The following is a 23,277-nucleotide window of genomic DNA, read 5'->3' as shown; positions in this document are numbered from 1 at the left end:
TGTCCGCCAAACCGCTAGGATTGCCGCATATCCTTAGCGAAAGTTAACGCCTTATGCCTGATTTACGCGACCCCAATGCCTTGCCGCGCATGCAGGCAGCGTTTGACCGCCAAGGGATCATGCAGACCCTTGGCGTCACGGTGGATGACGTCGCGCCGGGCCGCGTCACGCTGTGCTTGCCCTTTGCGCCGCATCTGACGCAGCATCATGGATTTCTGCACGCGGGCGTCATCACGACGGTGATGGATTCCGCCGCCGGGTTCGCGGCCTTCACCCTGATGGACGCGGAGTCCGAGGTGCTGACCGCGGAATTCAAATCCAGCTTTATCGCCCCCGCACGTGGGCAAAGCTTTCGCGTGGTGGGCGATGTTATCCGTTCTGGCCGCACCTTGACCTTTGCGCAGGCGCAGGCCTTTGCCAACGACAACGGGGTGGAAACCCTGATTGCCACGCTAAGCGCGACAATGATGGCCGTGCGCAACCCGGCGCTGCGCCAGCCCGGTCCAGGATGACGGGTGTTCTGCTGGACACGGACCTTGGTCCGCTGGGCGCTGATCACACGGATGCCGGGATTACGGCGCTGCATTGGGGGCCGGGAAACCTGACGACTGGGCCATTGGCCGATACGCTACGGCGCGAACTTGTGGCCTATTTCGCAGGATCGCCTAAGGAGTTCACCGTGCCGCTTGCCTTGTCTGGCAGTCCGTTTCAGCAAGCGTTTTTGAAGGCGCTGATCGCGATCCCTTATGGCGAAACGCGCACCTATGGCGATCTGGCGCGGCAGCTTGGCGTCAGTGCGCAGGCCATCGGGCAGGCCTGCGGCGCGAATCCCATTCCCATCGTAATCCCGTGCCACCGTGTGCTGGGGGCCAGCAGCCTTGGCGGCTTTTCCGGCCCGCGCGGGATCGAGGATAAAATTGCCCTGCTCAAACGCGAAGGCGCGGCAGGTTTGCTCATATGACAACAGCGGTTTTTCTGGCCGTTATGGCCGCTGCCGTCCTGCACGCGCTATGGAACGCCTTGATCCGGCGCGGAGCCGACAAACAAAGCGTGATGCTGGCGCTGACGCTGGGCAATGCGCTGACGGGGCTTTGCGTAGTTGCCATGCGGCCTTGGCCCGATCCGCAGATTTGGGTCTGGATCGCAGCCTCTGGCCTGATCCACACGATGTATCAACTCTTTCTGGCCTATGCCTATGAACAGGGCGATCTAAGCCGGGTTTACCCGCTTGCGCGCGGCGGTGCGCCGATGATTGTGCTGCTGGTCAGCGTCGTCTTCGCACTCGACCCCGTCACCGGGCCAGAGGTGGGCGGCGTGCTGCTGCTTGGGGCAGGGCTAGCCGTCATGGCGCGGGGCGTGTTCACAAGCGGCGAAAGCCGCCGCATGCTGCCCTTTGCAGCTGGCTCTGCCTGCGCGACGGCGGGGTATACGTTGACTGACGGGATCGGCGCACGGATTGGCGGCGATCCCATTGCTTATACCGGTTGGCTGCTGATCGCGGCGGCGGTGTTTTATGTGCCGGTCATTCTGGCGCTGCGCGGAAGCGCTGTCGTGCCGCGCACGGCCCGTGTCTGGGGCGTCGGGCTGGTGGCGGGCGGCTTTTCGTTCATGGCTTACGGCATTGTCGTCTGGGCTATGACACAGGCCCCGATCGCACTGGTCGCAGCGCTGCGCGAGACGTCGATCCTGTTCGCCGTATTGATCGGCTGGTGGGCCTTCAATGAACGCATGAGCCCTCAGAAAGGCATCGCAGCCGGGCTGATCGTCGCTGGTGTTGTGCTGACGCGGCTTTAACCCTCGCGGCCATACATGATCTGCTGCGCTGCCCCGGCGAGTGTCAGGTAGACCGAGGTGACGATCAGCCCGTAGTGCGCCCAGCTGCCCGGATCAAAATTAACCCATGCGGCCCAGCCTGCGAAGATGACCCAAGCCAGCGCCATCGGCAGCGTGATGTAGCGCCAGCGCTGGGTGCGGACCGGGTGGACGAATTTGACCGGCACGAACATCGTGATCGCCAGCGCGGCAACGAGGCAAAGGCAGACCCACCAGTCAGGCTTGAGCGCGAAAAGCACCAGCACCAGCATGTTCCAGCAACCCGGAAAGCCAGAGAAAGAATAGTCCTTTGTCTTCATCCGCGTGTCGGCGAAATACATCGCCGAGGTATAAGTGATGATGATGATCGCGGCCCACCCCGACCAGCCGTCCATCAGGCCAGAGCCATAAAGCGCATAGGCCGGGATGAAGACATAGGTCAGATAGTCGATGATCAGGTCGAGCAAGACGCCGTCAAATTCAGGCGCGTTGGTTTCGACATCGTATCTGCGCGCCAGTGGCCCGTCGATGCCATCCACGAAGAAGGCCACGATCAGCCACAGAAACATCAACGCCCAGTCATGATCGACCGCCGCAAGCATGGCGAGCATGGCGAAAACAGCGCCGGTCGCAGTCAGTAGATGCACAGCTAGCGCTTTGTTGGTGATGGTCATAGGGGCGGCTTTCGGTTTGGCACAACGTTAAGTTTAGCGCGTTTTGCGGAGGAAGTAGCCCAATGGAGGCAAGTTTTTGAAAAAAGCGCAATGCGTTGCGGCTGTTAAGTGTGTTTGCCTCCGGCGGGAGTATTTCAGGCAAGATGATGCAAAAGCGGTCAGGCGCGGGGGTGGGCGGCGTCGTAGACCTCCATCAGGCGGGCGGCGTCGACGGAGGTATAGGCTTGTGTGGTAGACAGGCTGGCGTGGCCGAGCAGTTCTTGAATGCAGCGCAGGTCGCCGCCAGCGGTCAACAGGTGGGTGGCAAAGCTGTGGCGCATCGCGTGGGGCGTGGCGGTGGCGGGTAGGCCAAGTTGCAGGCGCGACAGCTCCATTACCTTTTGGATGGCGCGGGGGTTTAGGGCACCGCCGCGCACGCCGCGGAATAGCGGGCCACCGTCCGCCAGATCGTGGGGACACAGGCGCACATAGGCGGCGACGGCGTCGCGGGCGGCGGGCAGGACGGGGACGATGCGCATTTTGCCACCCTTACCGGTGATGCGCAGCACGTCGGGCAGGGGGGATTGGGCTGCGGTCAGCGACAGCGCCTCTGATATGCGCAGGCCGAGGCCATAGAGCACGGTGACCACGGCGGTATCGCGGGCGGCGACCCAAGGCTCTAGCGCTTGGCATTCGACGCGGTCGATCATCGCGCGGGCAGCGGTTTCCTCCAGCGGGCGGGGGAGTTTTTTCGTAAACTTGGGGCTGCGGATGGTCAGGACGGCTGTGGGCTCGAATCCCTCACGCTCTGACAGCCAGCGGTAGAAGGTTTTGACGGCTGACAGGCTGCGGGCGAGCGAGCGCGCGCCGACGCCGCGGCCCCGTTCATGCGCCATCCAGGCGCGCATGTCGCCTGTTGTGATCCGGGCGATGGGGCCAAGGCCGACCGCGCCGCCGTTGTGGTTTTGCATGAAGGCCAGAAAGCCCTGCACATCGGCGCGGTAGGCGGTCAGCGTGTGGTCCGCCGCGTCATTCAGGGCGGCGCATTGGGCGAGCCATCCGTTCAGCGCATCGGTCAGCTGCGGGGCGATCATACGCCAGCCGCAAGCCACCGGCGCATGCTGCGTTCAAACACGCCGCCGAAAAAGGTCAGCAAGTCAGTGCCTTGCTGCGGGGTGAACAGATGTGGATCCTCTGACCCCATGACCAGCATGCCGGGCAGGCGGCCCGCGCCAAGGTCGAGCTTGAGGCACGCCTCTGAGCGGACATAGTCGGATTTGTCGCCATAAACCTCTGCGCCGTGGTTTTGCACCTGCCGCAGGGTGACGGCGCGGACGGGGATGTCGCGGCCGTGGGTGATGTAGGTGTCGCAGAAGCCGGGGCCGCCGACGGACAGGACTTCGCCAAGCTGGCGGATCGCTGGATCGTCGCCATCGCCTTCGCTTTCGAGCACAAGGCGCATGACATCGACGCGCAGGGTGTCGGCAACATCGCCGGCCAGATCGCGCAGGAACGTTTCAAACCGGGTCGCGTCCATCAGGCGCAGAATGGCGCGGTGAACTTGGTTGGTGCCAGCGAGGTTTTCGTAGGCCGCGGCGATCACGCTGCGGTGCGTGTCCTCTAGCCGGTCAAGGCGGGATTCGAGCCGTTCCATCGCGATGCCGCGTAGATCGACGATATTGCCGCCCATGGTTTTTTCATTCGCGGCCACAAGTGCGCGCATGATGTCCTGATCTTCCAGCAGAAGATCGGGGTCCGCAATGATGCGATCACGGACGGATGTGTCCATCAGGGGTGTTGTGCTCATGTGCCTGCTCTTTTTTGATTTTGTGCAAGGCTAGCAGGTCTGACGCCTGATTTCGCCTTTAAATTGATCGCGGGGTGGAAGGGGCCGCCCCTGTTGCAGGTGCGGCCCAGTCGTTTTGGCTTACAGAATCTTGATGCCAGCTTTTTTGACGTCGGCCATGAAGCCATCAAGGCCCTTGTCTGTCAGGATATGGCTGGCCATGCCTTTGATGACGGCGGGCGGTGCGGTGGCGACATCAGCGCCGATCAGCGCCGCGTCTTTCATGTGGTTGGCGGTGCGGATCGACGCGACAAGGATCTGCGTGTCAAAGCCGTAGTTGTCATAGATCGTGCGGATGTCGCCGATCAATTCCATGCCGTCGATGTTGATATCGTCCAAGCGGCCCACGAAGGGGCTGATGAATGTCGCACCAGCTTTGGCGGCCAGCAGCGCCTGGTTTGCAGAGAAGCACAGGGTCACGTTGACCATGGTGCCTTCGTCGGACAGCGTCTTGCAGGTTTGCAGACCGGCCCATGTCAGCGGTACTTTGACTGCGATATTTGGTGCGATCTTGGCCAGCTTGCGGCCTTCGGCCAGCATCGTCTCGGCGTCCAAGGCGACGACTTCGGCGGACACGGGGCCGCTGACGATGTCACAGATTTCTTTGGTAACTTCGAGGATGTCGCGACCGGATTTGGCGATCAGGGACGGGTTGGTGGTGACCCCGTCGACCATGCCCAGTGCATGCAGTTCCTTGATGGCGTCGATATCTGCGGTGTCTACGAAAAACTTCATCGGCTCGTTCCCTTCGGGTTGGCGTTTGCTTGGTCAGCGTTTACCTGATGGGGGAAACCCTGAAAAGGCCGTTATGGTTCAGTCACATTTCAACGAAGGCGAATTGGTCGGTGTGCTGACCACGCAGCCGCTTGGGCGGGTGTTGGATTACAAGGCGCCGCAGGGCGGCTGTTTTGCTGGGGCGTTCGTCGAAGTCCCGCTGGGGCCACGGAAAATTCTGGGCGTGGTCTGGGGGCCAGGGGCTGGCGATTTCGATTATGCCAAAGTGCGTAGCGTGGTGCGCGTGCTTGATGTTGCCCCGATGCGGTCTGAAATGCAGACTTTTTTAACGCGGGCCGCCGATTATACCCTGACGCCGCTGGATCAGATGTTGCGGCTGGCGACGCGGGCACCGGGGATGGGCGATGCGCCGGGCACGCGCAAGGTCTACCGGCTTGGGACAAGCGAGCCGTCACGGATGACCGATGCGCGGCGGGCGGTGCTGGATGTGCTGCGCGAATACGGCGGGCTGGCGTTTACGCTTAAAGAACTGGCCGAGATGGCAGGGGTGGGCACCACTGTCGTCAAAGGCATGGTCAAGCTGGGGGCGGTGAGCGAGGAAGACGCGCCGCGCGATACGTCCTATCCGAAGCTGGACCCGGATTACGGCGGCAAGGAACTAACGGCAGATCAGGCGGCGGGGGCCGCGGTGCTGGCCGAGGCTGTGGCGAGCGGTGCCTATGGCACGACCTTGCTGAAAGGTGTGACCGGGTCGGGCAAGACCGAGGTTTATCTAGAGGCTGTCGCCGCTTGCCTGCGGGCCGGGCGGCAGGCCTTGGTGCTGCTGCCAGAGATCGCGCTGACGGGCGAGTTTCTGGACAGGATCGAAGCACGCTTTGGCCAGCGGCCCGCGGAATGGCATTCCGGCGTGACGCAGACGGAACGGCGGCGTTGCTGGCGGATGGTTGGGCAAGGGGACGCGGATGTTGTGGTCGGGGCGCGGTCTGCGCTGTTTCTGCCTTACCGCGATCTGGGGCTGATCGTCGTCGATGAAGAGCATGATACATCCTATAAACAAGAGGACGGCGTGCTGTATAATGCCCGCGACATGGCTGTGCTGCGGGCGGCGGGGAACGGGGCGCAGGTGGTGCTGGCATCAGCTACGCCAAGTCTGGAAAGCTGGGCCAATGTCGAGGCGGGCAAGTATCGGCGGCTGGAGCTGAAGAGCCGCTTTGGTCCTGCGGTGATGCCGAAAATGTCCGCAATTGATATGCGGTCAGAGGATTTGCCGAGCGGGCATTGGGTGTCGCCGTCCTTGCGCGCTGCGATGCAGTTACGGATTGAGCGGGGCGAGCAGAGCCTCGTGTTTTTGAACCGCCGCGGGTACGCGCCGGTGACGCTGTGCCGGGCCTGCGGGCACCAGATTGCCTGCGATGATTGCGATGCGCGGATGGTCGAGCACCGCTTTTTGAAGCGGCTGATGTGCCACCAATGCGGCGCGACCAAGCCGATGCCGACGGTCTGCCCGCATTGCGCGGTCGAGGATAAGCTAAGCGCTGTTGGCCCCGGCGTAGAGCGGATGGGTGAAGAGGTGCAGGCGCTGTTCCCTGATGCGCGGGTCGTGGTTTTGTCGAGCGATCTGTATGGCTCTGCCCGCGCAATGAAGGCGCATATCGCAGATATTGCGGCGGGCGGGGCGGATATTGTGATCGGCACACAGCTGGTGGCGAAAGGGCATAACTTTCCCAAGCTGACGCTTGTCGGTGTGATTGACGCGGATTTAGGCCTGCAAGGATCCGATTTGCGCGCGGCAGAGCGGACGTTCCAGCTGATGCGGCAGGTCGCGGGGCGCGCTGGGCGGGCAGAGGCACCGGGAGAGGCGCTGCTTCAGACCTATCAGCCGGAACATGCTGTGATCCGGGCAATTGTTGCAGGTGATGAAGAGGCGTTTTGGTCCGCCGAGGCGGCAGAGCGCAAGGCCGCTGGTGTGCCGCCTTATGGCCGCATGGCCGGGATCGTGCTGAGCGGGGGCGATGTGCAGCAGGTCTTTGAGTTGGGCACAGCGATGGCGCGCCAAGACGGGGCGTTGCGGCGGATTGGGGCGCAAGTCTTTGGTCCGGCACCAGCGCCGATTGCGCGGATCAGGGGACGGCACCGGGTGCGGTTGCTGGTGAAGGCGGACAAGGCTGCGCCTTTGCAGCAGGCGCTGGCGGAATGGGCGGCGCAGTTCAAGTTGCGTGGTGATTTGCGGATGGCGATCGATATCGATCCGCAGAGTTTTTACTAAGCACAAAATACATTTCAAAAACTAAATGTTTCGCATGCGATACATATTATGTAATCTTTTACAGTTATTTAACGGCTGCGCGCGCAGGGTGACGGGATGATGAAACGGCGCTGTTCGGGCTGCGGCCCGAAGACGCCCCGCCCACCATCCCATATTGCTCTGGCGTGTCGCGAGGCCTAAGCATTCGGCCATGAGTACTGTGAAACTGTCCGACGCCCGCAACCTGCCGTTCTGGCGCAGGCCATTTACGTTGCTTTTCGTGATGGCGATGGCGATGCCTGTCGCCTTTGCGACGTGGTCGGCACTGCTGAACAACTTCGTCATTGATGTCGCGGGCTTTGACGGCGGCGACATCGGGTTGTTGCATACGGTGCGAGAGATTCCGGGCTTTCTGGCCATCGGGGTGATCGCCCTGATTATCTTTATCCGCGAACAGGTGCTGGGGCTGATTGCCTTGCTGCTGCTGGGGGTGTCGACGGCGGTGACGGCCTATTTTCCGGATATGGCGGGGATTTTGACGATCACCATGCTGTCCTCGATCGGGTTCCACTACTTTGAGACGGTGAACCAAAGCTTGCAATTGCAGTGGATCGACCGGGCGCGCGCGCCGCAGATGCTGGGTTGGATCATGGCCGCAGGGTCGGGCGCGACGCTGGTCGCCTATGTGCTGATCGTGATGACATGGGAAAGGTTCGATCTGTCTTATGCCTTTGTTTACATGGTGTCCGGCGGGTTCTGCGCGCTTGCAGCGCTGTGGTGTCTGGTCGCCTATCCCCAGTTCGAGGCGCCGCATCCGCAGCTGAAGACCTTTGTGCTGCGCCGTCGATATTGGCTGTATTATGCGTTGCAGTTCATGTCGGGCGCGCGCAGGCAAATCTTTGTCGTCTTTGCGGGCTTTATGATGGTCGAACGCTTTGGCTTTCGCGTGGACGAGGTGACGGCGCTGTTCCTGATCAATCTGGTCGTGAATATCGTGCTGGCCCCGCTGATGGGCCGCATTGTCGGCCAGTTTGGCGAGCGGCGTGCGTTGATGTTCGAATATCTTGGCTTGGTCGCCGTGTTTCTGGCTTATGGCGGTGTCTATTTCTTTGGCTGGGGCGTGGCGATTGCAGCGACGCTGTATGTCTTAGACCATATCTTTTTCGCGCTGGCCTTTGCATTGAAGACGTATTTCCAAAAGATCGCCGATCCGGCGGATATTGCGCCGACGGCGGCGGTGGCCTTTACGATTAACCATATCGCGGCGGTGTTTCTGCCGGTGTTGCTGGGGCTGCTTTGGCTGGTTTCGCCGACGCTGGTGTTTGGACTGGCAGCGGGGATGGCGGCGGTGTCGTTTGGTCTTGCGCTGCTGATCCCGCGGCATCCGGTCCCCGGTCACGAGACAGTGTTTGCCCACCCGCCCGCGCCGGTCGCCGCGCAGTAGAAATTGCGCGGCAACGGACTATATTAACGCAATACCCCGCTTAGGAGATTTCACATGTTATTCATGTCCCGCGATAAATCCGAAATGATCAGCGCCGAGAACGCTCTGCCGGGCCGCGATCAGGCTGTGCCGACGGAAAAGATGCACTTTGTACTTGAGACCCCGATCAAGGATGTCCCCGAAGGCCATGCAGTTGCCGTGTTCGGCATGGGGTGTTTCTGGGGCGTCGAGCGGATGTTCTGGAAGCTGGACGGCGTGACGACGACGGCCGTGGGCTATGCTGGCGGCTATACGCCGAACCCGACCTATGAAGAGGTCTGCACCGGCAAGACGGGCCATAACGAGGTTGTCCGCGTCGTCTATGACCCGGCCAAGATCAGCTATGACGCGCTGCTTCAGGTGTTTTGGGAAGGGCATGATCCGACCCAAGGGATGCGGCAAGGCAATGATGCGGGAACGCAGTACCGTTCTGGCATCTATATGATGGACGCAGCCCAGCGTGCGGCGGCCGCGCAAAGCAAGACCGCGTTTCAGCCGCGTCTGACGGACGCTGGTTACGGCACGATCACAAGCGAGATCGTGGATGCGCCGACGTTTTATTATGCCGAAGGCTATCACCAGCAGTATCTGGCAAAGAACCCGAACGGCTATTGCGGCATTGGCGGCACCGGCGTGACCTGTCCAATTGGTGTCGGTGCCTGATCAGGCATCTTTATCGGCGCAGAATTACAAGGCCCCGGCACCGCGCCGGGGCCTTTGCGTTTGACGCACCCAGCGCTTGGTTCTAACTGGGCCAGCATAAAGGGGATCGCCATGACCACGTTTACCGCATTGACCACGACCATGGGACGCAGCACCGCCGAGGGGCTTGCCCTTGCGCTGGAGGCGCTCGAGCCGGAGCCCACAGGGATCGGTGTGTTCGAGGTCGAGGACGGCTCTGGCCTGTTCGAGGTCGCCGCGTATTTCACCGATGAGCCGGACCGCGCGGGCCTTGCTGTGCTGGCGATGGTGCACGGCGTGCAGGATTTCAACGTCTCTGACGTGCCGGACGAAGACTGGGTCGCCAAGGTGCGCCGCGACTTGCCGCCCGTCGATGCGGGCCGGTTCTTTGTCTACGGCAGCCACGATGCGGACAAGGTGCCCGCGGGCAAAGTGCCGCTGTTGATCGAGGCGGCGATGGCTTTTGGCACGGGCCACCACGGCACGACGCTGGGCTGTTTGCGTGCATTTGACCGCATGGTCGACGCGGGCTTTGTGCCGCAAAACGCCGTCGACATTGGCTGCGGCACGGCCGTTTTGGCGATGGCGGCGGCGCATATCAGCCCGAATGTGGTGTTGGCGTCCGACATTGACCCCACAGCGGTCGAGGTTGCGGCGGCCAATGTCGCGGCGAATAACCTGACCGGCCGGGTCGATTGTTTGATCGCGGCAGGCTTTGATGCGCCAGCGCTGGCAAAAGCGGCCCCATTTGATCTGGTGTTTGCAAACATCCTGAAGGGGCCGCTGATTGCCATCGCCGAGGATATGGCGAAGGCGACTCAGCCGGGCGGGACGGCGATTCTGTCGGGGATACTGAACGAGCAGGCCGATGCGGTCGTCGAGGTTTATGCACGCGCTGGATTTAATGAGACGCGCCGCGACAGTATTGTTGATTGGACGACGCTAACTTTAACGAAATTTGACTAAAATAAGTCCGTTAACCGGGTTTTGCCTTGGCTTAGCCATTTTTTAACGTTAATTTCAACTCCAAGAGGTGGGGGCTTCTGGAGATTGTCATGTCTGGACATCGCGACCAATTTTATAAGCGGCTTCGCCGAATTACCCGGCAGCACAACAAGCTGAGCGGCGGGTATACGCTGCGGCTGAACAAGCAAAATCTGATCGTTGCGCGCCCACATTTCACTGCGCTGGCGTTTCCGTGGAAAGCACTGTTTGTGACGGCGCTGATTGCGCTGGGCTTTAAGGCTTACATCATGACTGTGATGGATGCGCCAACCTATGCAGGCAAGCTGGACACCCTGTCGCAAGGGCACATGTTCGAGCAAGCTGGCGCTTGGGTCATGCAGCCCGATCCGGCGACGGATGCGGTTGCGCGGGTCATGCGGATGATGCGCAGCTAAAATAACCTAAGTGGTTCGAAGCAAGCCAGCCCTTCGCCGGGCTGGCTTTTGTGTGTCTGGGGGCCGGAAAGCAAAACGCCGCGCCGGAGGATTATCCGGGCGCGGCGTTATTCTGTCTGAAGCTTGCGCGTTTTAGCGGCGGAAGCCGCCAGCTGCGACGTCGTTGATGTCGCCGTAGCACAGGCCGATATCGTCAAGCTCGCGGGCCGACAGCTGGGACAGGGACTTGCGCGTGATGCGCGCGTCGTTCCAAGCGGCCAGACGAGAGACGGTGGCAGTGAAAAGACCGGAGGCGAAGCCGCCGGTCAGGGCGGGGTTCGCGCGGGTTGCGTTGATCGATGCCATGGGAGTGGCTCCTGAAGATGTGCTGCAATGGCAGCGTTTATATTGATAGCTGGCACGTAGCCACCGAACCGGGGTGCCACCACCCCCGATTTTTGCAGGGCTTCCATGTGTTTTCATCATGCCTACTAAATGGGCGATTGGCGTCAATAATGGGCGATGCGGCCGGCGGCGTAAGTGGCGCAAATGGCGACAGATTACGGCTAATCGGGCGGGGCAAGCGAAGGGCGCTTGGTTTGTGTTCGCGTTTTGTGCTAACTGGGTCCTAACCAAAAGAAACGAATGAGGGTGCGATGCGGGTGTTGGGGATCGATCCGGGGCTGCGGAATATGGGCTGGGGTGTTGTCGATGTGCAGGGTAGCCGAATCGCGCATGTTGCGAATGGCGTCTGTCATGGGCTGGGTGATAATCTGGCTGAGCGGCTTTTGACGCTGTATCAGGGGCTGAGCGCCGTGATGATCACATATGCGCCCGACCGTGCGGCGGTCGAGCAGACCTTTGTGAACAAGGACGCGGTCGGCACGCTAAAGCTGGGGCAGGCGCGGGGGATCGCGCTGCTGGTTGTCGCGCAGGCGGGGATCGAGGTGGGTGAATACGCCCCCAATGCTGTGAAAAAGGCCGTTGTTGGCGTGGGCCACGCGGCCAAGGCGCAGATTGACCATATGGTACGGCTGCAACTGCCGGGCGTTGACCTTGCCGGGCCGGATGCGGCGGATGCCTTGGCGATTGCGATCTGCCACGCGCACCATCTGCAATCGGCAGGGCATTTGAACAAGGCGCTGGCCAAAGCCACGGCGCGGGCTGCGTCATGATCGGGCGCATTGCCGGGCGGCTGGATTATCGCGCTGCGGATCATGTGCTGATTGACGTGCGCGGCGTTGGATATCTTGTGTTTATCAGTGATCGCACCATGGCCAACCTGCCGGGGAACGGCGAGGCGGTGGCGCTTTATACCGACCTTTTGGTGCGCGAGGATAACCTGCAACTATTCGGCTTCACCTCTCTGGTGGAAAAGGAATGGCACCGTTTGTTGATGGGCGTGCAAGGGATCGGGGCGAAAGCTTCGCTGGCTATTCTGGGTGCGCTCGGGCCAGAGGGCGTGTCGAAGGCGATTGCGCTGGGTGACTGGCACGCGCTGGCCAAGGCCAAGGGCGTGGGGCCGAAGATCGCGCAACGCGCGGCGATTGAGCTTAAGAATAAGGCTCCTGCCGTGATGGCGATGGGCGGCGATGCGCTTGATGACGATGATATCGTGATCGAGGATGACGCGCCTGCGGTGCCAGTTAAGGCACGTAAGGCACCGGCCAAGGCGAACCCGGCGCAGGGCGAGGCGCTGTCGGCGCTCGTGAATCTTGGATATGCGCCCGGCGATGCAGCGGCTGCGGTGGCCGAGGCGATGACACCGGGCGCTGCGACAGGGGACGTGATCCGCGCCGCCTTGAAGCTGCTGGCACCGAAGGGGTAAGGCAGGGGTATGAGTGAACCCGATCCCCTGATGCGGCCAGAGCCGTTGCCCGAGGATGCGGACCGCGCGCTGCGGCCGCAAACGCTGGAGGCGTTTATCGGTCAGGCCGAGGCGCGGGCGAACCTGCGTGTGTTCATCGAGAGCGCGAAGATGCGCAAAGATGCGATGGATCATGTGTTGTTTCACGGCCCGCCCGGGCTGGGTAAGACGACGCTGGCGCAGATTATGGCACGCGAATTGGGGGTTGGCTTCCGCATGACCTCTGGCCCCGTTTTGGCGCGGGCCGGGGATTTGGCGGCGATTTTGACGAACCTAGAGCCCAATGATGTGCTGTTTATCGACGAGATCCACCGTCTGAACCCGGCGGTCGAAGAAGTGCTATATCCCGCGCTTGAAGATTTCGCGCTGGATCTGGTCATTGGCGAGGGGCCTGCGGCGCGCACGGTGCGGATCGAATTGCAGCCGTTCACGCTGGTCGGGGCGACGACGCGGATGGGTCTGCTGACAACCCCGCTGCGCGACCGCTTTGGCATTCCGGTCCGGCTGGAGTTTTACACTGAGAACGAGTTGCACGAGATTGTCACGCGCGGTGCCCGCCTGATGGGTGCCCCTGCGACGCCGGACGGCGCGAGAGAGATTGCGCGGCGCGCGCGCGGCACACCGCGGATCGCGGGGCGGCTTTTGCGGCGGGTCGTGGATTTCGCGTTGGTCGAAGGTGATGGCACCGTGGACCACGCGATTGCTGACCGGGCGCTGACGCGGATGGGCGTGGATGATATGGGCTTGGATAACGCGGATCGGCGGTATTTGCGTCTGATTGCAGAGAGTTATGCCGGCGGCCCGGTGGGGATTGAGACCTTGAGTGCGGCGCTGAGTGAGAGCCGGGATTCGCTGGAAGATGTGATCGAGCCCTATCTGTTGCAGAAGGGTTTGATCCAGCGCACCCCGCGCGGGCGGATGTTGGCGCGGGATGCGTGGCGGCATTTAGGGTTGGCTGCGCCAAAGCGGGACAGTGATCTGTTTGACTAGGGTTGGAGCCTCCGGCGGGCGTATTTTACAAAAAAGCGAGGATGGGGCGGTGGCGATCGAAGCGGAAGAGGTGGCGGCGAAGTTCACGCGGGGCGATGGCAGCTATCTGTGCGCCCGCTGGGGGCGGCCAATTGTGCCGGTGGTGTTCGGCGTCGATGAGGCGACGCTGGGCGTTTTTAAAAGCGCGATTGAAGCGGTTGTCGTGATGGCCGGTCACAAGATGGCCGAGACGGACTGGGAACTGGGCGCGAACCTGATGGTGTTTTTCTGCCGTGATTGGGCAGAGCTGCCGGAGGTGCCGCATTTGGATCAGATGGTGCCGGACTTGGTGCCACTGGTCGCGCGATTGCAGGCGGCCGAGGCGAACCAGTACCGGGTTTTCCGCTTTGACGAGGTGGGCGCGATCAAGGCGTGCTTTGTTTTCCTGCGGATGGATGAGCATTTAGAGGCAGTGAGCGCGGATACGCTGGCGCTGAGTCAGGCGGTCCAGACGATCGTTCTTTGGTCGGACCGGGCGTTCATGGATGCCTCGCCGTTGGCGTTATTGGACGGCGTGGCGGTGATCAGGCCAGAGGTCGCGGCCATTGTGCGCGCGGTTTATGATCCGGTGATGCCGGCGGTGGCGCAGGACGCGAGTCATGCGCTTCGCATCGCGGCGCGGGCGGGGAAAATGCAATGAGCCACGAGACTCCGGTGCGTGTGTATTACGAAGATACCGACATGGGCGGGATCGTTTATTACGCTAACTATCTGAAATATATTGAACGTGGGCGGTCGGAACTGGTCGAACTGCTGGGGATGAACCAGCTAGAGATGCGGGACAAAGAGGGCATCGTCTTTGTCGTGACGCGGGTGGTGGCTGATTATCTGGCCCCCGCAAAGCTGGATGATCGGCTGGTCGTGCATACAAGTCACCGGGCGCAAAGTGCGGTGCGCTGGGTGTTTGACCAAGAGGTACGGCGCGGGGATGTGGTGCTATTCCGGGCGGAAGTTACTGCGGTGTGTATGACGCTAGAGGGAAAGCCGACGCGGCTGCCCAAGGGTTTGCGCGCGGCGGTACACTAGCCCATCGGCAGTCTGGCGCAAACGTGTGCGGAATGACATTGGCGTTTTGTTGCGATTCGGATAGAATCAGCGACAATCAGACCGCGAAAGCGGCCAAACGTCAGAGCAGGCACCATGGAAACAGTTCCCGATATCACGATGTGGTCGATGTTCGCCCACGCGACCATCCTTGTGAAATTCGTCATGTTCGCGCTGATTGGCACCAGTATTTGGTGCTGGTCGATCATCGTGGACAAGACAATTCAGTATCGCAAAGCGCGTGCTGCGGCGGACCTGTTTGACCGTGCCTTCTGGAGCGGCGAGCCGCTGGATCAGCTGTATGACCAGATCGGGGGTCAGCCACGCGGTGCGGCAGAGGTCGTCTTTAGCGCGGGCATGACCGAATGGCGCCGCAGCCATAAGCAGGACGGCGATCTGATCGCAGGCGCGCAGGCGCGGATTGATCGCAGCATGGATGTGGCTATCGCGAAAGAAGCGGCCAAGCTGCAAAAGGGTCTGTCTGTGCTGGCGACGACCGGGTCGGTTGCGCCTTATGTTGGTTTGTTCGGTACGGTCTTTGGGATCATGAACGCCTTTATCGAGATTGCGCAGGCGCAGAATACGAACCTTGCGGTTGTGGCACCCGGTATTGCAGAGGCGCTGTTGGCGACGGGTCTGGGCCTGATGGCGGCTATTCCTGCGGTTATTTTCTACAACAAGCTAAGCGCGGATGCGGACCGGATTGTCGCGGGCTATGAAGCCTTTGCCGACGAGTTCAGCACCATCCTGTCGCGCCAGTTGGACGCCTGAGCCATGGCTGAGGCTGGCAACCGGCGGGGGCGGCGGCGCGGACGGGCGCAGCCGATGGCCGAGATCAATATCACGCCCTTTGTGGACGTCATGCTGGTGCTACTGATCATCTTTATGGTTGCGGCCCCTTTGATGACCGTTGGCGTGCCTGTGGAATTGCCCAAGACTGCGGCAAATGCACTACCAAGTGATGAAGAAGAGCCGCTGACTGTGACGATCAAGGGTGACGGATCGCTTGCGATCCAGAACACCGACACGGCAGAGGGCGAGTTGGTCGCCAAGTTGCAGGCGATTGCAGCCGAGCGCACCAGCGACCGGATCTTCTTGCGCGCGGATGGCGGCAACGCTTGGAACCGGGTGGCAGAGGTCATGGGCGCGCTGAATGCGGCGGGCTTTTCCAACATCGGCCTTGTGACCGACATCGGCGGGACCGCGCTGGCTGCGCCTGCGGACGCGGGCAACTAAGTCATGGAACGCACGACCGGCACATATGTCTCGGCCGCCGGGCATCTGGCGTTGTTGGTCTGGCTGATCGGCGGCTGGGGGTTCGATTCTGAGCCTTTGCCGTTTGAAATCAGCGAAGTGTCTGTCGTGAGTTCCGAAGAATATGCCGCGATCGTGGCGGCGACGACGCCTGATCCGACCGAAGCGCCACCCGATGCGCCAGAGGCGCCAAGCGCCGAGGCCGCGCCAGAGGTGCCTGTGCAAGAAGAGGCCGCAGCGACCCCGCCCCCACCCGATGCGGTGCAGCCGCCAACGCCTGATTTGCCGCCGCCCCCCGCGCCAGAGCCGCCGGAGCCGATGCCTGTGATCAGCGATTCGCCAGCGACTCCCGGTCCGCCGGCAGAAGAGGTCGTGGCTGCGCCGAACCTGACCGCCAGCCCGCGCCCTATTCCGCGCCCTGCGCAACGGATTACGCCTGACGCCGTTGCGCCGCCGCCGCCTGATGCGGCCCCGGCGGATGTGGCGCAGGATATGGCGAGCCCTGACGCGGCCCCCGATGCGCCTGTGGTCGAGCAGGCGCAGGAGCAGACGGCACCCGAAGAGGCGGCGACCGAGATTGTGACCGAGGCGGAGACTCCGCAAGGTTTGGTGACCGAAACGCCGCGTCCGCGCACGCGTCCGAACCGGCCGACGACGGCCCCTGCGCCAGAGGTGGAGCCCGAGACGCAAACGGCAGAAGCGCCTGCGCCGCAGGTGGACCAGTCGGCGGTTCAGGCCGCGCTAGAGGCCGCTGCTGCGGCGACAGCGCCGCCATCGCAGGCAGCGAATGTGCCGCAAGGCCCGCCGATGACGGGATCAGAGCGCGAAGGCTTTCGCGTGGCGGTGAACCGCTGCTGGAACGTCGATCCGGGCAGCCAAGCGGCGCGGGTCCAGATGACGGTTGGGTTCACGCTGGATCAAAGCGGCAAGGTCAGCGGTGACGTGCGCCAAGTCGCGGCCAGTGGCGGCGATGATGCGGCGACCAAGATCGCCTATGATGCGGCGCGGCGTGCGATTCTGCGCTGTCAGGGCACCGATGGTTACGATCTGCCAGCGGACAAATATAGCGAGTGGCAAGAGGTCGAGATTACCTTTGACCCGTCGGGAATGCGGCTGCGCTGACGGCGAAGTTCCGCCTGTCGGGCGTAGCAAGTCACATCCACACTTGATAGTGTGGCAACAACAGGCAAACGGGCGCAAAGCCCTGCGAGTGAGGACGAGAGTGATGAAGAACCGGTTTATGATTGCCGCTTTGGCCGCCGCTTTGGCGTTTGGCTCTGCCGCCCCCGTGCTGGCGCAGGGAGGTCCGCTGCGGCTGACGATTACCGATGGTGTGATCGAACCGCTGCCATTTGCTGTGCCGACGTTTCAGGCGGAAACCGCCGGGGCAGAGCAGGTCGCGAGCGATATTAGCCGTCTGGTCGCGCAGGATTTGGCCGGCACTGGTCTGTTCCGCGAAATCCCGCAAGACGCGTTTATTAGCCAGATGGGCGCGTTCGGTGCACCTGTTGCCTATCCTGATTGGCGTGCGGTGAATGCGCAGGCTTTGATCGGCGGCGCAGTCAGTGTGAATGGCGATCAGTTGGTCGTGAAATTCCGTTTGTATGACGTCTTTACCGGCGCTGAACTGGGCGAAGGTCTTCAGTTTGCAGGCACCGTCGGCGGTTGGCGCCGGATGGCACATAAGGTGTCGGATGCAGCCTATAGTCGGATCACGGGCGAGGGCGGTTATTTCGACAGCCGCGTCGTTTACGTAGCCGAGCAGGGGCCAAAGGATAACCGCCAGAAGCGTCTGGCGATCATGGATTATGACGGCGCGAACACGCAGTTCCTGACCGACAGCAGCACGATCGTGCTGGCGCCGCGCTTTTCGCCAACGGGTGACCGGGTGCTTTATACATCCTACGAATCCGGTTTCCCGCGCATCAACCTGCTCGACGTCGGCTCTGTATCCAAGCGTCAGGTGCAAACGGCAGAGGGCGAGATGGCGTTCAGCCCGCGCTTTTCCAAGGACGGCAGCCGCGTGGTGTATTCCATCGCGAATGGCGGCAACACCGACCTTTATATCTCTGACCTGAACAGCGGTGCCTCGACCCGGCTGACCAATGCGCCAAGCATTGAAACAGCGCCGAGCTTTAGCCCCGATGGCAGCCAGATCGTGTTTGAAAGCGACCGGTCCGGTGGCAGCCAGATCTATATCATGTCCGCTGGCGGCGGAGAGCCGCAGCGTGTGTCGTTCGGCGCGGGTCGTTACGGCACCCCCGTCTGGTCACCGCGCGGTGATTTGATCGCGTTCACCAACCAAGAGGGCGGGCAATTCCATATCGGCGTCATGCGCACGGATGGATCGGAAGAGCGTATTCTGACGACATCGTTCCTTGACGAAGGCCCGACCTGGTCGCCCAATGGCCGCGTGCTGATGTTCAGCCGCGAAACACAGGGCGCTGGCGGTACTTCGGCACTGTATTCGGTCGATATTTCTGGCCGTAACTTAAAGCCGGTTCCGGTGCAGGGCGGGGCGTCTGACGCGGCTTGGGGGCCACTGCAGCCATAAACGCCAAAGATTTCCCTGTTACGGAAACCGTGATAGATTAATACGAACAGCAGTTCATAGGGACGAATTGACAATGAAGATGACGACTAAGGCGATGCTGGTTCTGCTGGCCCTGTCCACCGCGGCATGCACGCGGCCCGACCGTTTTGGCGGCGCTGACGACCTAAGTGCCAACGCAGGCAACGGCGCGCCGCTGGGCAACACACTGCCGCAGGGCGGCGCCTCTGATCCGCGCAGTGCGGAATACTTTCAGCAAACGGTCGGCGACCGTGTGTTGTTCGTTGTGGACAGCAGCAGCCTGACACCGCAGGGCCAAGCGACGCTGGACGGTCAGGCGAACTGGTTGCAGACCAATAGCGATTACCTTGCGATCATCGAAGGCCACGCCGACGAGCAGGGCACGCGCGAGTATAACCTTGCGCTGGGTGCACGCCGGGCGAACGCTGTGCGCGAATACCTCATCTCTCGCGGGATCCCGTCGTCGCGTCTGCGCACGATCAGCTACGGCAAAGAGCGCCCGATCGAGGTATGTTCGAACGAGGCTTGCTATGGCAAAAACCGCCGTGCTGTGACCGTTATCTCGGTCGGGTCGCTCAGCTGATGCGGGGCGCGGCACGCTTTGGGGCGCTGCTAGGTCTGGCGGTTATGACCGCCACCGCCGCCACAGCGCAGGACGCCACGCTGGCGGATATCCGTCAGCAGCTGGGCACGCTTTACAGTGATGTGCAAAGCCTGCGGTCGGAATTGTCGACCAGCGGCGCGCTGACGACGGGTGCGGTGGGAAACACGCCGCTGGACCGTCTGAACGCGATCGAGAGCGAGCTGACGCGCCTGACTGGTAAAAGCGAAGAGCTGGAGTTCCGCATCAACCGGATCACTACTGATGGCACCAACCGGATCGGTGATCTGGAATTCCGCCTATGCGAAGTCGAGCCCGGTTGCGATATCGGCAGCCTTGGCGACACGCCGTCGCTGGGCGGTGTCGATAGCGCATCCAGCGTGCCCGCCCCGGCGGCGGCCGTGCCGGATCAACCCCAACTCGCCCTTGGCGAACAGCAGGACTATCAGCGGGCGCAGGAGGCGCTCGCATCAGGTGACTTTCGCAGCGCCGCGGATCTCCTTGCGACCTTTAGCGCGACCTACCCGGGGTCAACCCTGACAGAGGAAACGGCCCTGATGCGGGGCCGTGCGCTGGACGGTTTAGGCGACACGGCCAACGCGGCCCGCGCCTATCTGGAGGCGTTTTCTGGTAACCCAGAGGGGGCGGTCGCTGCAGAGGCACTGTTTCGTCTGGGCAATGCCCTTGGCGGTGTTGGGCAGGCGCAGGACGCTTGTGTCACCTTGAACGAAGTCGGCGTGCGTTTTCCCGCGTCCCCCTTCGTGACCGAGGCTGCGAACGCGCGTGTCGCGCTGGCATGTCCCTAAATACGGGATCTGCCTTGAACACTGGCCTGCCGCAGCGGTTCGCGGACCGTATGGGGCAGTTGCTGGGGCCTGATTTTCCACAACGTTTGTGCCTCGCCGTGTCTGGCGGCGGGGACAGTATGGCGATGCTGCATCTGGCCGCTGGCTGGGCACGGGTTTACGGCATTTCGCTGCAAGTTGCGACCGTGGACCATGGTTTGCGCGAGGCGAGCGCCGCCGAGGCCATGATGGTCGCGGCAGAGGCGCAAGGTCTTGGTTTGCCGCATGAAACCCTGCGCTGGCAGGGGTGGGATGGCTGCGGAAATTTGCAAAATGAAGCGCGGCAGGCACGGCGGGCTTTGCTGCGGCAAGCGGCAGGCGGCGCACCTGTTTTGATGGCGCATACGCAAAATGATCAGGCGGAAACGGTGCTGATGCGCCTTGCGCGCGGATCGGGCGTCGATGGCCTTGCAGGTATTTCTGACGACGCGACTGCTGGCGGAATGCGGATTTTGCGGCCGCTGTTGACCGAAACGCGGGCGGCGTTGCGGCACTATGTGACGACGCTGAAAATTCCCTTTGTCGACGATCCGAGCAACGATGATACCGAATATGCACGTGTGCGGATGCGGGCGTTGATTGGCACCGAAGGGCTCGATACCGCGACCCTTGCCGCAACGGCCACGCATATGGCGCGGGCGCGCGATGTGCTGCAGGCTTTGGCGCGGAATGCGGCTAGAGACCTGTCGCGCCCAGATGCAACCGCACCTGGGGCGGTTGTCTGGGATCGTGACGGATTTGCCGCGCTTGGCGCGGAGACTCAGTTGCGGCTTGCGGCTGCTGCGGTGATGGCTGTGACCGCTGCGACCTATCGTCCACGCCTTGAACCGCTCCTAGAGGCGGTAAATCGCGCAATGTCGGGGGGCGCGGCCGTGCTGGCCGGGGCCATCATCGTCCCGCGACGGGGCCGTTTGTTCATCGCAAGAGAGCCGATGGCGGTGGGGAATGCGGTGGACGTCGCGGGACCTGCATGCCTTTGGGATACCGGGTGGCGGTTGGAAGGCCATGATATCAACGGCTTGACGGTGCGCGCCTTGGGCGAGGCCGGGCTTGGCCTCATCCCCGATAAGCCGCAGTCGCGTGCGCCGCGACACATCTTAGCCAGCCTGCCAGCGGTCTGGGACGGCGCAACGCTGGTGGCCTTCGCGCCGCTTAGGTTTGGCGCGCCGCACAGCATTATTCCACCCGGCAGCGGTGAAGAATTGACCCTTGCGCGGCTTGCGCATTGAAGATTGCGGCGGAATGTCTATTTTGGGTAACAACGCACGGTTTGTTAATAAACTTCCGTCATTTTCCGATGCCAAAGGAGCCTCTCATTGGGCAACGTACGTAATATAGTCTTTTGGGTCGTCCTGTTCCTGTTGGTTCTGACGCTGTTCAATTTGTTCAGTGGTGGCACCAGTAGCGGGATGAGCAATTCTAAAAGCTATTCGGAATTCGTTTCCGCTGTTGAAACCGACTCTGTGTCCAGCGTGACGCTGGATGGTGAACAGGTCCGCTACCGCGGCACCGACGGTCGCGATTATGTCACGATCAAACCGCAGGATGCGGAAGTCACAAACCTTTTGATCGCCCGCGACATTCCTGTGACGGCGCAAAGCCAGGAACAGTCTGGTCTGCAAAGCTTTTTGATCGGCTTGCTGCCCTTCGTACTGCTGATCGGTGTGTGGGTCTATTTCATGAACCGCATGCAGGGCGGCGGCAAAGGCGGCGCGATGGGCTTCGGTAAATCCAAGGCAAAGCTGCTGACTGAAAAGCATGGCCGCGTGACCTTTGATGAAGTGGCTGGCATCGACGAGGCCAAGGACGAGCTGGAAGAGATCGTCGAATTCCTGCGCAATCCGCAGAAATTCTCGCGGCTTGGTGGTAAGATTCCTAAGGGTGCTTTGCTTGTCGGCCCTCCGGGTACGGGTAAGACCCTGCTAGCCCGGGCGATTGCGGGTGAGGCTGGCGTGCCGTTTTTCACCATCTCTGGTTCCGACTTTGTCGAGATGTTCGTCGGTGTTGGTGCAAGCCGTGTGCGCGACATGTTCGAACAGGCAAAAAAGAACGCGCCTTGTATCGTATTTATCGACGAGATCGACGCTGTTGGTCGGTCGCGTGGCGCAGGCTATGGCGGCGGCAATGATGAGCGTGAACAGACTCTGAACCAGTTGCTGGTTGAGATGGACGGTTTTGAGGCCAACGAAGGTATCATCATCATCGCGGCGACCAACCGTCCTGACGTTCTGGACCCCGCTCTGCTGCGTCCAGGTCGCTTTGACCGTCAGGTGCAGGTGCCGAATCCAGACATTAAGGGCCGCGAGAAAATTCTCTCCGTCCATGCTCGGAAGGTGCCGCTGGGTCCCGATGTTGACCTACGCATTATCGCACGCGGCACGCCCGGATTCTCGGGTGCCGACTTGGCGAACCTTGTGAACGAATCCGCACTGATGGCGGCGCGCATTGGGCGTCGGTTCGTGATGATGATCGACTTCGAGTCGGCCAAGGACAAAGTTATGATGGGCGCGGAACGCCGCAGCATGGTCATGACCGAGGACGAGAAGAAGTTGACGGCCTATCATGAGGCTGGTCACGCGGTTGTTGGTCTGAACGTTCCGCAGCATGACCCGATCCACAAGGCGACAATCATCCCGCGTGGTCGTGCGCTGGGTCTGGTGCTGTCATTGCCGGAACGTGATCAGTTGAGCGTAAGCTACACGAAGTACACATCGAAAATCGCGATGGCGATGGGCGGCCGTGTTGCTGAGGAGCTGGTGTTCGGCAAGGATCAAGTCACCTCTGGCGCGTCGTCCGACATCCAGCAAGTATCAAAGATTGCCCGCGCCATGGTTACGCAGTTCGGCTATGCGGAAGAGCTTGGGTTCGTTGATTACGCGAACGAGCAAAGCTCTTATCTGGGGAATTACGGTGGTGGTACAAACCACTCTGCCGATACCCAGAAGATCATCGATGACAAGGTTAAGGCCATCGTTCAGGAAGGTTATGAAACCGCTAAGCGTATTCTGACAGAGAAGCGCGACGATCTGGAACGTTTGGCGCAGGGTTTGTTGGAATACGAAACCTTGACCGGTAACGAGATCACACGTGTCATTGCTGGAGAAGCACTGAAGCGCGGTGAAGATCAGGACGATACGCCGCCCTCTGGTGGCAATGCGATCCCTACGGTTCCTAAGACCCGCAAGACGCCGCAAGCTGACGGCGGCCTGGAGCCGGAGCCTTCGGCTTAAT

General features: G+C 61.6%; 26 protein-coding genes. 21 read left to right on the top strand and 5 right to left on the bottom strand.

From position 1 onward, the window contains the following. Nucleotides 1-53 precede the first annotated feature (53 nt). From KBW81_RS13690 to KBW81_RS13680, 3 genes are read left to right on the top strand one after another with little or no spacing between them, the layout of a single operon-like run. A complete protein-coding gene (locus KBW81_RS13690; protein ID WP_254247550.1) occupies nucleotides 54-512 on the top strand; it encodes a PaaI family thioesterase in 459 nt (152 codons plus the stop codon). Beyond that, entirely contained in the window at nucleotides 509-961 is a 453-nt protein-coding gene (locus KBW81_RS13685; protein WP_254247549.1) for a methylated-DNA--[protein]-cysteine S-methyltransferase, read from the top strand. The genes KBW81_RS13690 and KBW81_RS13685 overlap by 4 nt, the downstream gene beginning before the upstream one ends. After that, nucleotides 958-1,794, top strand: a complete 837-nt coding sequence (locus tag KBW81_RS13680) for a DMT family transporter (protein WP_254247548.1) — start codon at nucleotides 958-960, stop codon at nucleotides 1,792-1,794. Before KBW81_RS13685 ends, KBW81_RS13680 begins: the two co-directional genes overlap by 4 nt. Here the strand turns inward: KBW81_RS13680 and KBW81_RS13675 are convergent. The 4 genes from KBW81_RS13675 to fsa form a co-directional block, all read right to left on the bottom strand. Next, the gene (locus KBW81_RS13675) at nucleotides 1,791-2,486 is read right to left on the bottom strand and encodes a CDP-alcohol phosphatidyltransferase family protein (RefSeq protein WP_090185626.1); all 696 of its coding nucleotides are present in this window, start codon (nucleotides 2,484-2,486) and stop codon (nucleotides 1,791-1,793) included. The genes KBW81_RS13680 and KBW81_RS13675 overlap by 4 nt on opposite strands. 158 nt (nucleotides 2,487-2,644) lie before the next feature. Then, nucleotides 2,645-3,559 (bottom strand): tyrosine recombinase XerC, encoded by a 915-nt coding sequence (locus KBW81_RS13670; protein WP_090185627.1) that lies wholly within the window; start codon nucleotides 3,557-3,559, stop codon nucleotides 2,645-2,647. Further along, nucleotides 3,556-4,272 carry a DUF484 family protein gene (locus KBW81_RS13665; protein WP_090185630.1) on the bottom strand — a complete coding sequence of 239 codons (717 nt, stop codon included), beginning with the start codon at nucleotides 4,270-4,272 and terminating at the stop codon, nucleotides 3,556-3,558. The genes KBW81_RS13670 and KBW81_RS13665 overlap by 4 nt, the downstream gene beginning before the upstream one ends. A 120-nt stretch (nucleotides 4,273-4,392) precedes the next feature. Next, nucleotides 4,393-5,046, bottom strand: coding sequence for a fructose-6-phosphate aldolase (gene fsa / locus KBW81_RS13660; protein WP_090185633.1), 654 nt, complete (start codon nucleotides 5,044-5,046; stop codon nucleotides 4,393-4,395). A gap of 73 nt (nucleotides 5,047-5,119) precedes the next feature. Here fsa and KBW81_RS13655 point away from each other — a divergent pair, with 73 nt between their 5' ends. The 5 genes from KBW81_RS13655 to KBW81_RS13635 all read left to right on the top strand — a co-directional run bounded on the left by KBW81_RS13655 (nucleotide 5,120) and on the right by KBW81_RS13635 (nucleotide 10,855). After that, on the top strand, nucleotides 5,120-7,312 hold the full coding sequence (locus tag KBW81_RS13655) for a primosomal protein N' (protein WP_254247547.1): 2,193 nt from the start codon (nucleotides 5,120-5,122) through the stop codon (nucleotides 7,310-7,312). A gap of 190 nt (nucleotides 7,313-7,502) precedes the next feature. Further along, complete coding sequence (locus KBW81_RS13650) at nucleotides 7,503-8,735, top strand: MFS transporter (RefSeq protein WP_254247546.1); 1,233 nt, start codon at nucleotides 7,503-7,505, stop codon at nucleotides 8,733-8,735. Between the two features lie 54 nt (nucleotides 8,736-8,789). Further along, the gene (gene msrA, locus KBW81_RS13645) at nucleotides 8,790-9,437 is read left to right on the top strand and encodes a peptide-methionine (S)-S-oxide reductase MsrA (RefSeq protein ID WP_254247545.1); all 648 of its coding nucleotides are present in this window, start codon (nucleotides 8,790-8,792) and stop codon (nucleotides 9,435-9,437) included. 111 nt (nucleotides 9,438-9,548) lie between these two features. Next, nucleotides 9,549-10,421, top strand: a complete 873-nt coding sequence (locus KBW81_RS13640) for a 50S ribosomal protein L11 methyltransferase (RefSeq protein WP_254247544.1) — start codon at nucleotides 9,549-9,551, stop codon at nucleotides 10,419-10,421. Between the two features lie 89 nt (nucleotides 10,422-10,510). Continuing rightward, nucleotides 10,511-10,855: a hypothetical protein gene (locus KBW81_RS13635; RefSeq protein WP_090185649.1), complete on the top strand. Its 345-nt coding sequence runs from the start codon at nucleotides 10,511-10,513 to the stop codon at nucleotides 10,853-10,855. 132 nt (nucleotides 10,856-10,987) lie between these two features. On the opposite strand, the gene KBW81_RS13630 is transcribed toward KBW81_RS13635, so the two are convergent. Then, entirely contained in the window at nucleotides 10,988-11,200 is a 213-nt protein-coding gene (locus KBW81_RS13630; RefSeq protein ID WP_254247543.1) for a DUF1127 domain-containing protein, read from the bottom strand. Nucleotides 11,201-11,490: 290 nt separating this feature from the next. On the opposite strand from KBW81_RS13630, the gene ruvC reads away from it, so the two are divergent. The 13 genes from ruvC to ftsH all read left to right on the top strand — a co-directional run bounded on the left by ruvC (nucleotide 11,491) and on the right by ftsH (nucleotide 23,276). Continuing rightward, complete coding sequence (ruvC, locus tag KBW81_RS13625) at nucleotides 11,491-12,009, top strand: crossover junction endodeoxyribonuclease RuvC (protein ID WP_090185656.1); 519 nt, start codon at nucleotides 11,491-11,493, stop codon at nucleotides 12,007-12,009. After that, complete coding sequence (gene ruvA, locus KBW81_RS13620) at nucleotides 12,006-12,662, top strand: Holliday junction branch migration protein RuvA (RefSeq protein WP_254247542.1); 657 nt, start codon at nucleotides 12,006-12,008, stop codon at nucleotides 12,660-12,662. Before ruvC ends, ruvA begins: the two co-directional genes overlap by 4 nt. Before the next feature lie 9 nt (nucleotides 12,663-12,671). Then, nucleotides 12,672-13,691, top strand: a complete 1,020-nt coding sequence (ruvB, locus tag KBW81_RS13615) for a Holliday junction branch migration DNA helicase RuvB (RefSeq protein ID WP_090185661.1) — start codon at nucleotides 12,672-12,674, stop codon at nucleotides 13,689-13,691. A gap of 49 nt (nucleotides 13,692-13,740) precedes the next feature. Beyond that, nucleotides 13,741-14,370 carry a hypothetical protein gene (locus KBW81_RS13610; RefSeq protein WP_254247541.1) on the top strand — a complete coding sequence of 210 codons (630 nt, stop codon included), beginning with the start codon at nucleotides 13,741-13,743 and terminating at the stop codon, nucleotides 14,368-14,370. Then, a complete protein-coding gene (ybgC, locus tag KBW81_RS13605) occupies nucleotides 14,367-14,756 on the top strand; it encodes a tol-pal system-associated acyl-CoA thioesterase (protein WP_254247540.1) in 390 nt (129 codons plus the stop codon). The genes KBW81_RS13610 and ybgC overlap by 4 nt, the downstream gene beginning before the upstream one ends. Before the next feature lie 114 nt (nucleotides 14,757-14,870). Further along, nucleotides 14,871-15,545 (top strand): protein TolQ, encoded by a 675-nt coding sequence (gene tolQ / locus KBW81_RS13600; protein ID WP_175499143.1) that lies wholly within the window; start codon nucleotides 14,871-14,873, stop codon nucleotides 15,543-15,545. A 3-nt stretch (nucleotides 15,546-15,548) separates the two neighbouring features. Beyond that, on the top strand, nucleotides 15,549-16,010 hold the full coding sequence (gene tolR, locus KBW81_RS13595) for a protein TolR (RefSeq protein WP_254247539.1): 462 nt from the start codon (nucleotides 15,549-15,551) through the stop codon (nucleotides 16,008-16,010). 3 nt (nucleotides 16,011-16,013) lie between these two features. Next, a complete protein-coding gene (locus KBW81_RS13590; RefSeq protein ID WP_254247538.1) occupies nucleotides 16,014-17,150 on the top strand; it encodes a hypothetical protein in 1,137 nt (378 codons plus the stop codon). Between the two features lie 103 nt (nucleotides 17,151-17,253). Then, nucleotides 17,254-18,582 (top strand): Tol-Pal system beta propeller repeat protein TolB, encoded by a 1,329-nt coding sequence (gene tolB / locus KBW81_RS13585; RefSeq protein ID WP_090185675.1) that lies wholly within the window; start codon nucleotides 17,254-17,256, stop codon nucleotides 18,580-18,582. A gap of 73 nt (nucleotides 18,583-18,655) precedes the next feature. Next, the gene (pal, locus tag KBW81_RS13580) at nucleotides 18,656-19,183 is read left to right on the top strand and encodes a peptidoglycan-associated lipoprotein Pal (RefSeq protein WP_090185678.1); all 528 of its coding nucleotides are present in this window, start codon (nucleotides 18,656-18,658) and stop codon (nucleotides 19,181-19,183) included. A gap of 44 nt (nucleotides 19,184-19,227) precedes the next feature. Then, nucleotides 19,228-20,007 (top strand): tetratricopeptide repeat protein, encoded by a 780-nt coding sequence (locus KBW81_RS13575; protein ID WP_254247537.1) that lies wholly within the window; start codon nucleotides 19,228-19,230, stop codon nucleotides 20,005-20,007. A gap of 14 nt (nucleotides 20,008-20,021) precedes the next feature. Further along, a complete protein-coding gene (gene tilS / locus KBW81_RS13570; protein WP_254247536.1) occupies nucleotides 20,022-21,275 on the top strand; it encodes a tRNA lysidine(34) synthetase TilS in 1,254 nt (417 codons plus the stop codon). Between the two features lie 87 nt (nucleotides 21,276-21,362). Next, nucleotides 21,363-23,276 (top strand): ATP-dependent zinc metalloprotease FtsH, encoded by a 1,914-nt coding sequence (gene ftsH / locus KBW81_RS13565; RefSeq protein WP_254247535.1) that lies wholly within the window; start codon nucleotides 21,363-21,365, stop codon nucleotides 23,274-23,276. Nucleotide 23,277 lies beyond the last annotated feature (1 nt).

The sequence above is a fragment of the Loktanella salsilacus genome, from assembly GCF_024206795.1.
Lineage (GTDB): Bacteria > Pseudomonadota > Alphaproteobacteria > Rhodobacterales > Rhodobacteraceae > Loktanella > Loktanella salsilacus.
This window is presented reverse-complemented; position numbering and strand designations above follow the sequence as displayed.

Coding starts and splice junctions, on each gene's coding strand:
- KBW81_RS13690 (WP_254247550.1), top strand. CDS start 54: ATGCCTGATTTACGCGACCCCAATGCCTTGCCGCGCATGCAGGCAGCG.
- KBW81_RS13685 (WP_254247549.1), top strand. CDS start 509: ATGACGGGTGTTCTGCTGGACACGGACCTTGGTCCGCTGGGCGCTGAT.
- KBW81_RS13680 (WP_254247548.1), top strand. CDS start 958: ATGACAACAGCGGTTTTTCTGGCCGTTATGGCCGCTGCCGTCCTGCAC.
- KBW81_RS13675 (WP_090185626.1), bottom strand. CDS start 2,486: ATGACCATCACCAACAAAGCGCTAGCTGTGCATCTACTGACTGCGACC.
- KBW81_RS13670 (WP_090185627.1), bottom strand. CDS start 3,559: ATGATCGCCCCGCAGCTGACCGATGCGCTGAACGGATGGCTCGCCCAA.
- KBW81_RS13665 (WP_090185630.1), bottom strand. CDS start 4,272: ATGAGCACAACACCCCTGATGGACACATCCGTCCGTGATCGCATCATT.
- fsa (WP_090185633.1), bottom strand. CDS start 5,046: ATGAAGTTTTTCGTAGACACCGCAGATATCGACGCCATCAAGGAACTG.
- KBW81_RS13655 (WP_254247547.1), top strand. CDS start 5,120: ATGGTTCAGTCACATTTCAACGAAGGCGAATTGGTCGGTGTGCTGACC.
- KBW81_RS13650 (WP_254247546.1), top strand. CDS start 7,503: ATGAGTACTGTGAAACTGTCCGACGCCCGCAACCTGCCGTTCTGGCGC.
- msrA (WP_254247545.1), top strand. CDS start 8,790: ATGTTATTCATGTCCCGCGATAAATCCGAAATGATCAGCGCCGAGAAC.
- KBW81_RS13640 (WP_254247544.1), top strand. CDS start 9,549: ATGACCACGTTTACCGCATTGACCACGACCATGGGACGCAGCACCGCC.
- KBW81_RS13635 (WP_090185649.1), top strand. CDS start 10,511: ATGTCTGGACATCGCGACCAATTTTATAAGCGGCTTCGCCGAATTACC.
- KBW81_RS13630 (WP_254247543.1), bottom strand. CDS start 11,200: ATGGCATCGATCAACGCAACCCGCGCGAACCCCGCCCTGACCGGCGGC.
- ruvC (WP_090185656.1), top strand. CDS start 11,491: ATGCGGGTGTTGGGGATCGATCCGGGGCTGCGGAATATGGGCTGGGGT.
- ruvA (WP_254247542.1), top strand. CDS start 12,006: ATGATCGGGCGCATTGCCGGGCGGCTGGATTATCGCGCTGCGGATCAT.
- ruvB (WP_090185661.1), top strand. CDS start 12,672: ATGAGTGAACCCGATCCCCTGATGCGGCCAGAGCCGTTGCCCGAGGAT.
- ybgC (WP_254247540.1), top strand. CDS start 14,367: ATGAGCCACGAGACTCCGGTGCGTGTGTATTACGAAGATACCGACATG.
- tolQ (WP_175499143.1), top strand. CDS start 14,871: ATGGAAACAGTTCCCGATATCACGATGTGGTCGATGTTCGCCCACGCG.
- tolR (WP_254247539.1), top strand. CDS start 15,549: ATGGCTGAGGCTGGCAACCGGCGGGGGCGGCGGCGCGGACGGGCGCAG.
- KBW81_RS13590 (WP_254247538.1), top strand. CDS start 16,014: ATGGAACGCACGACCGGCACATATGTCTCGGCCGCCGGGCATCTGGCG.
- tolB (WP_090185675.1), top strand. CDS start 17,254: ATGAAGAACCGGTTTATGATTGCCGCTTTGGCCGCCGCTTTGGCGTTT.
- pal (WP_090185678.1), top strand. CDS start 18,656: ATGAAGATGACGACTAAGGCGATGCTGGTTCTGCTGGCCCTGTCCACC.
- KBW81_RS13575 (WP_254247537.1), top strand. CDS start 19,228: ATGACCGCCACCGCCGCCACAGCGCAGGACGCCACGCTGGCGGATATC.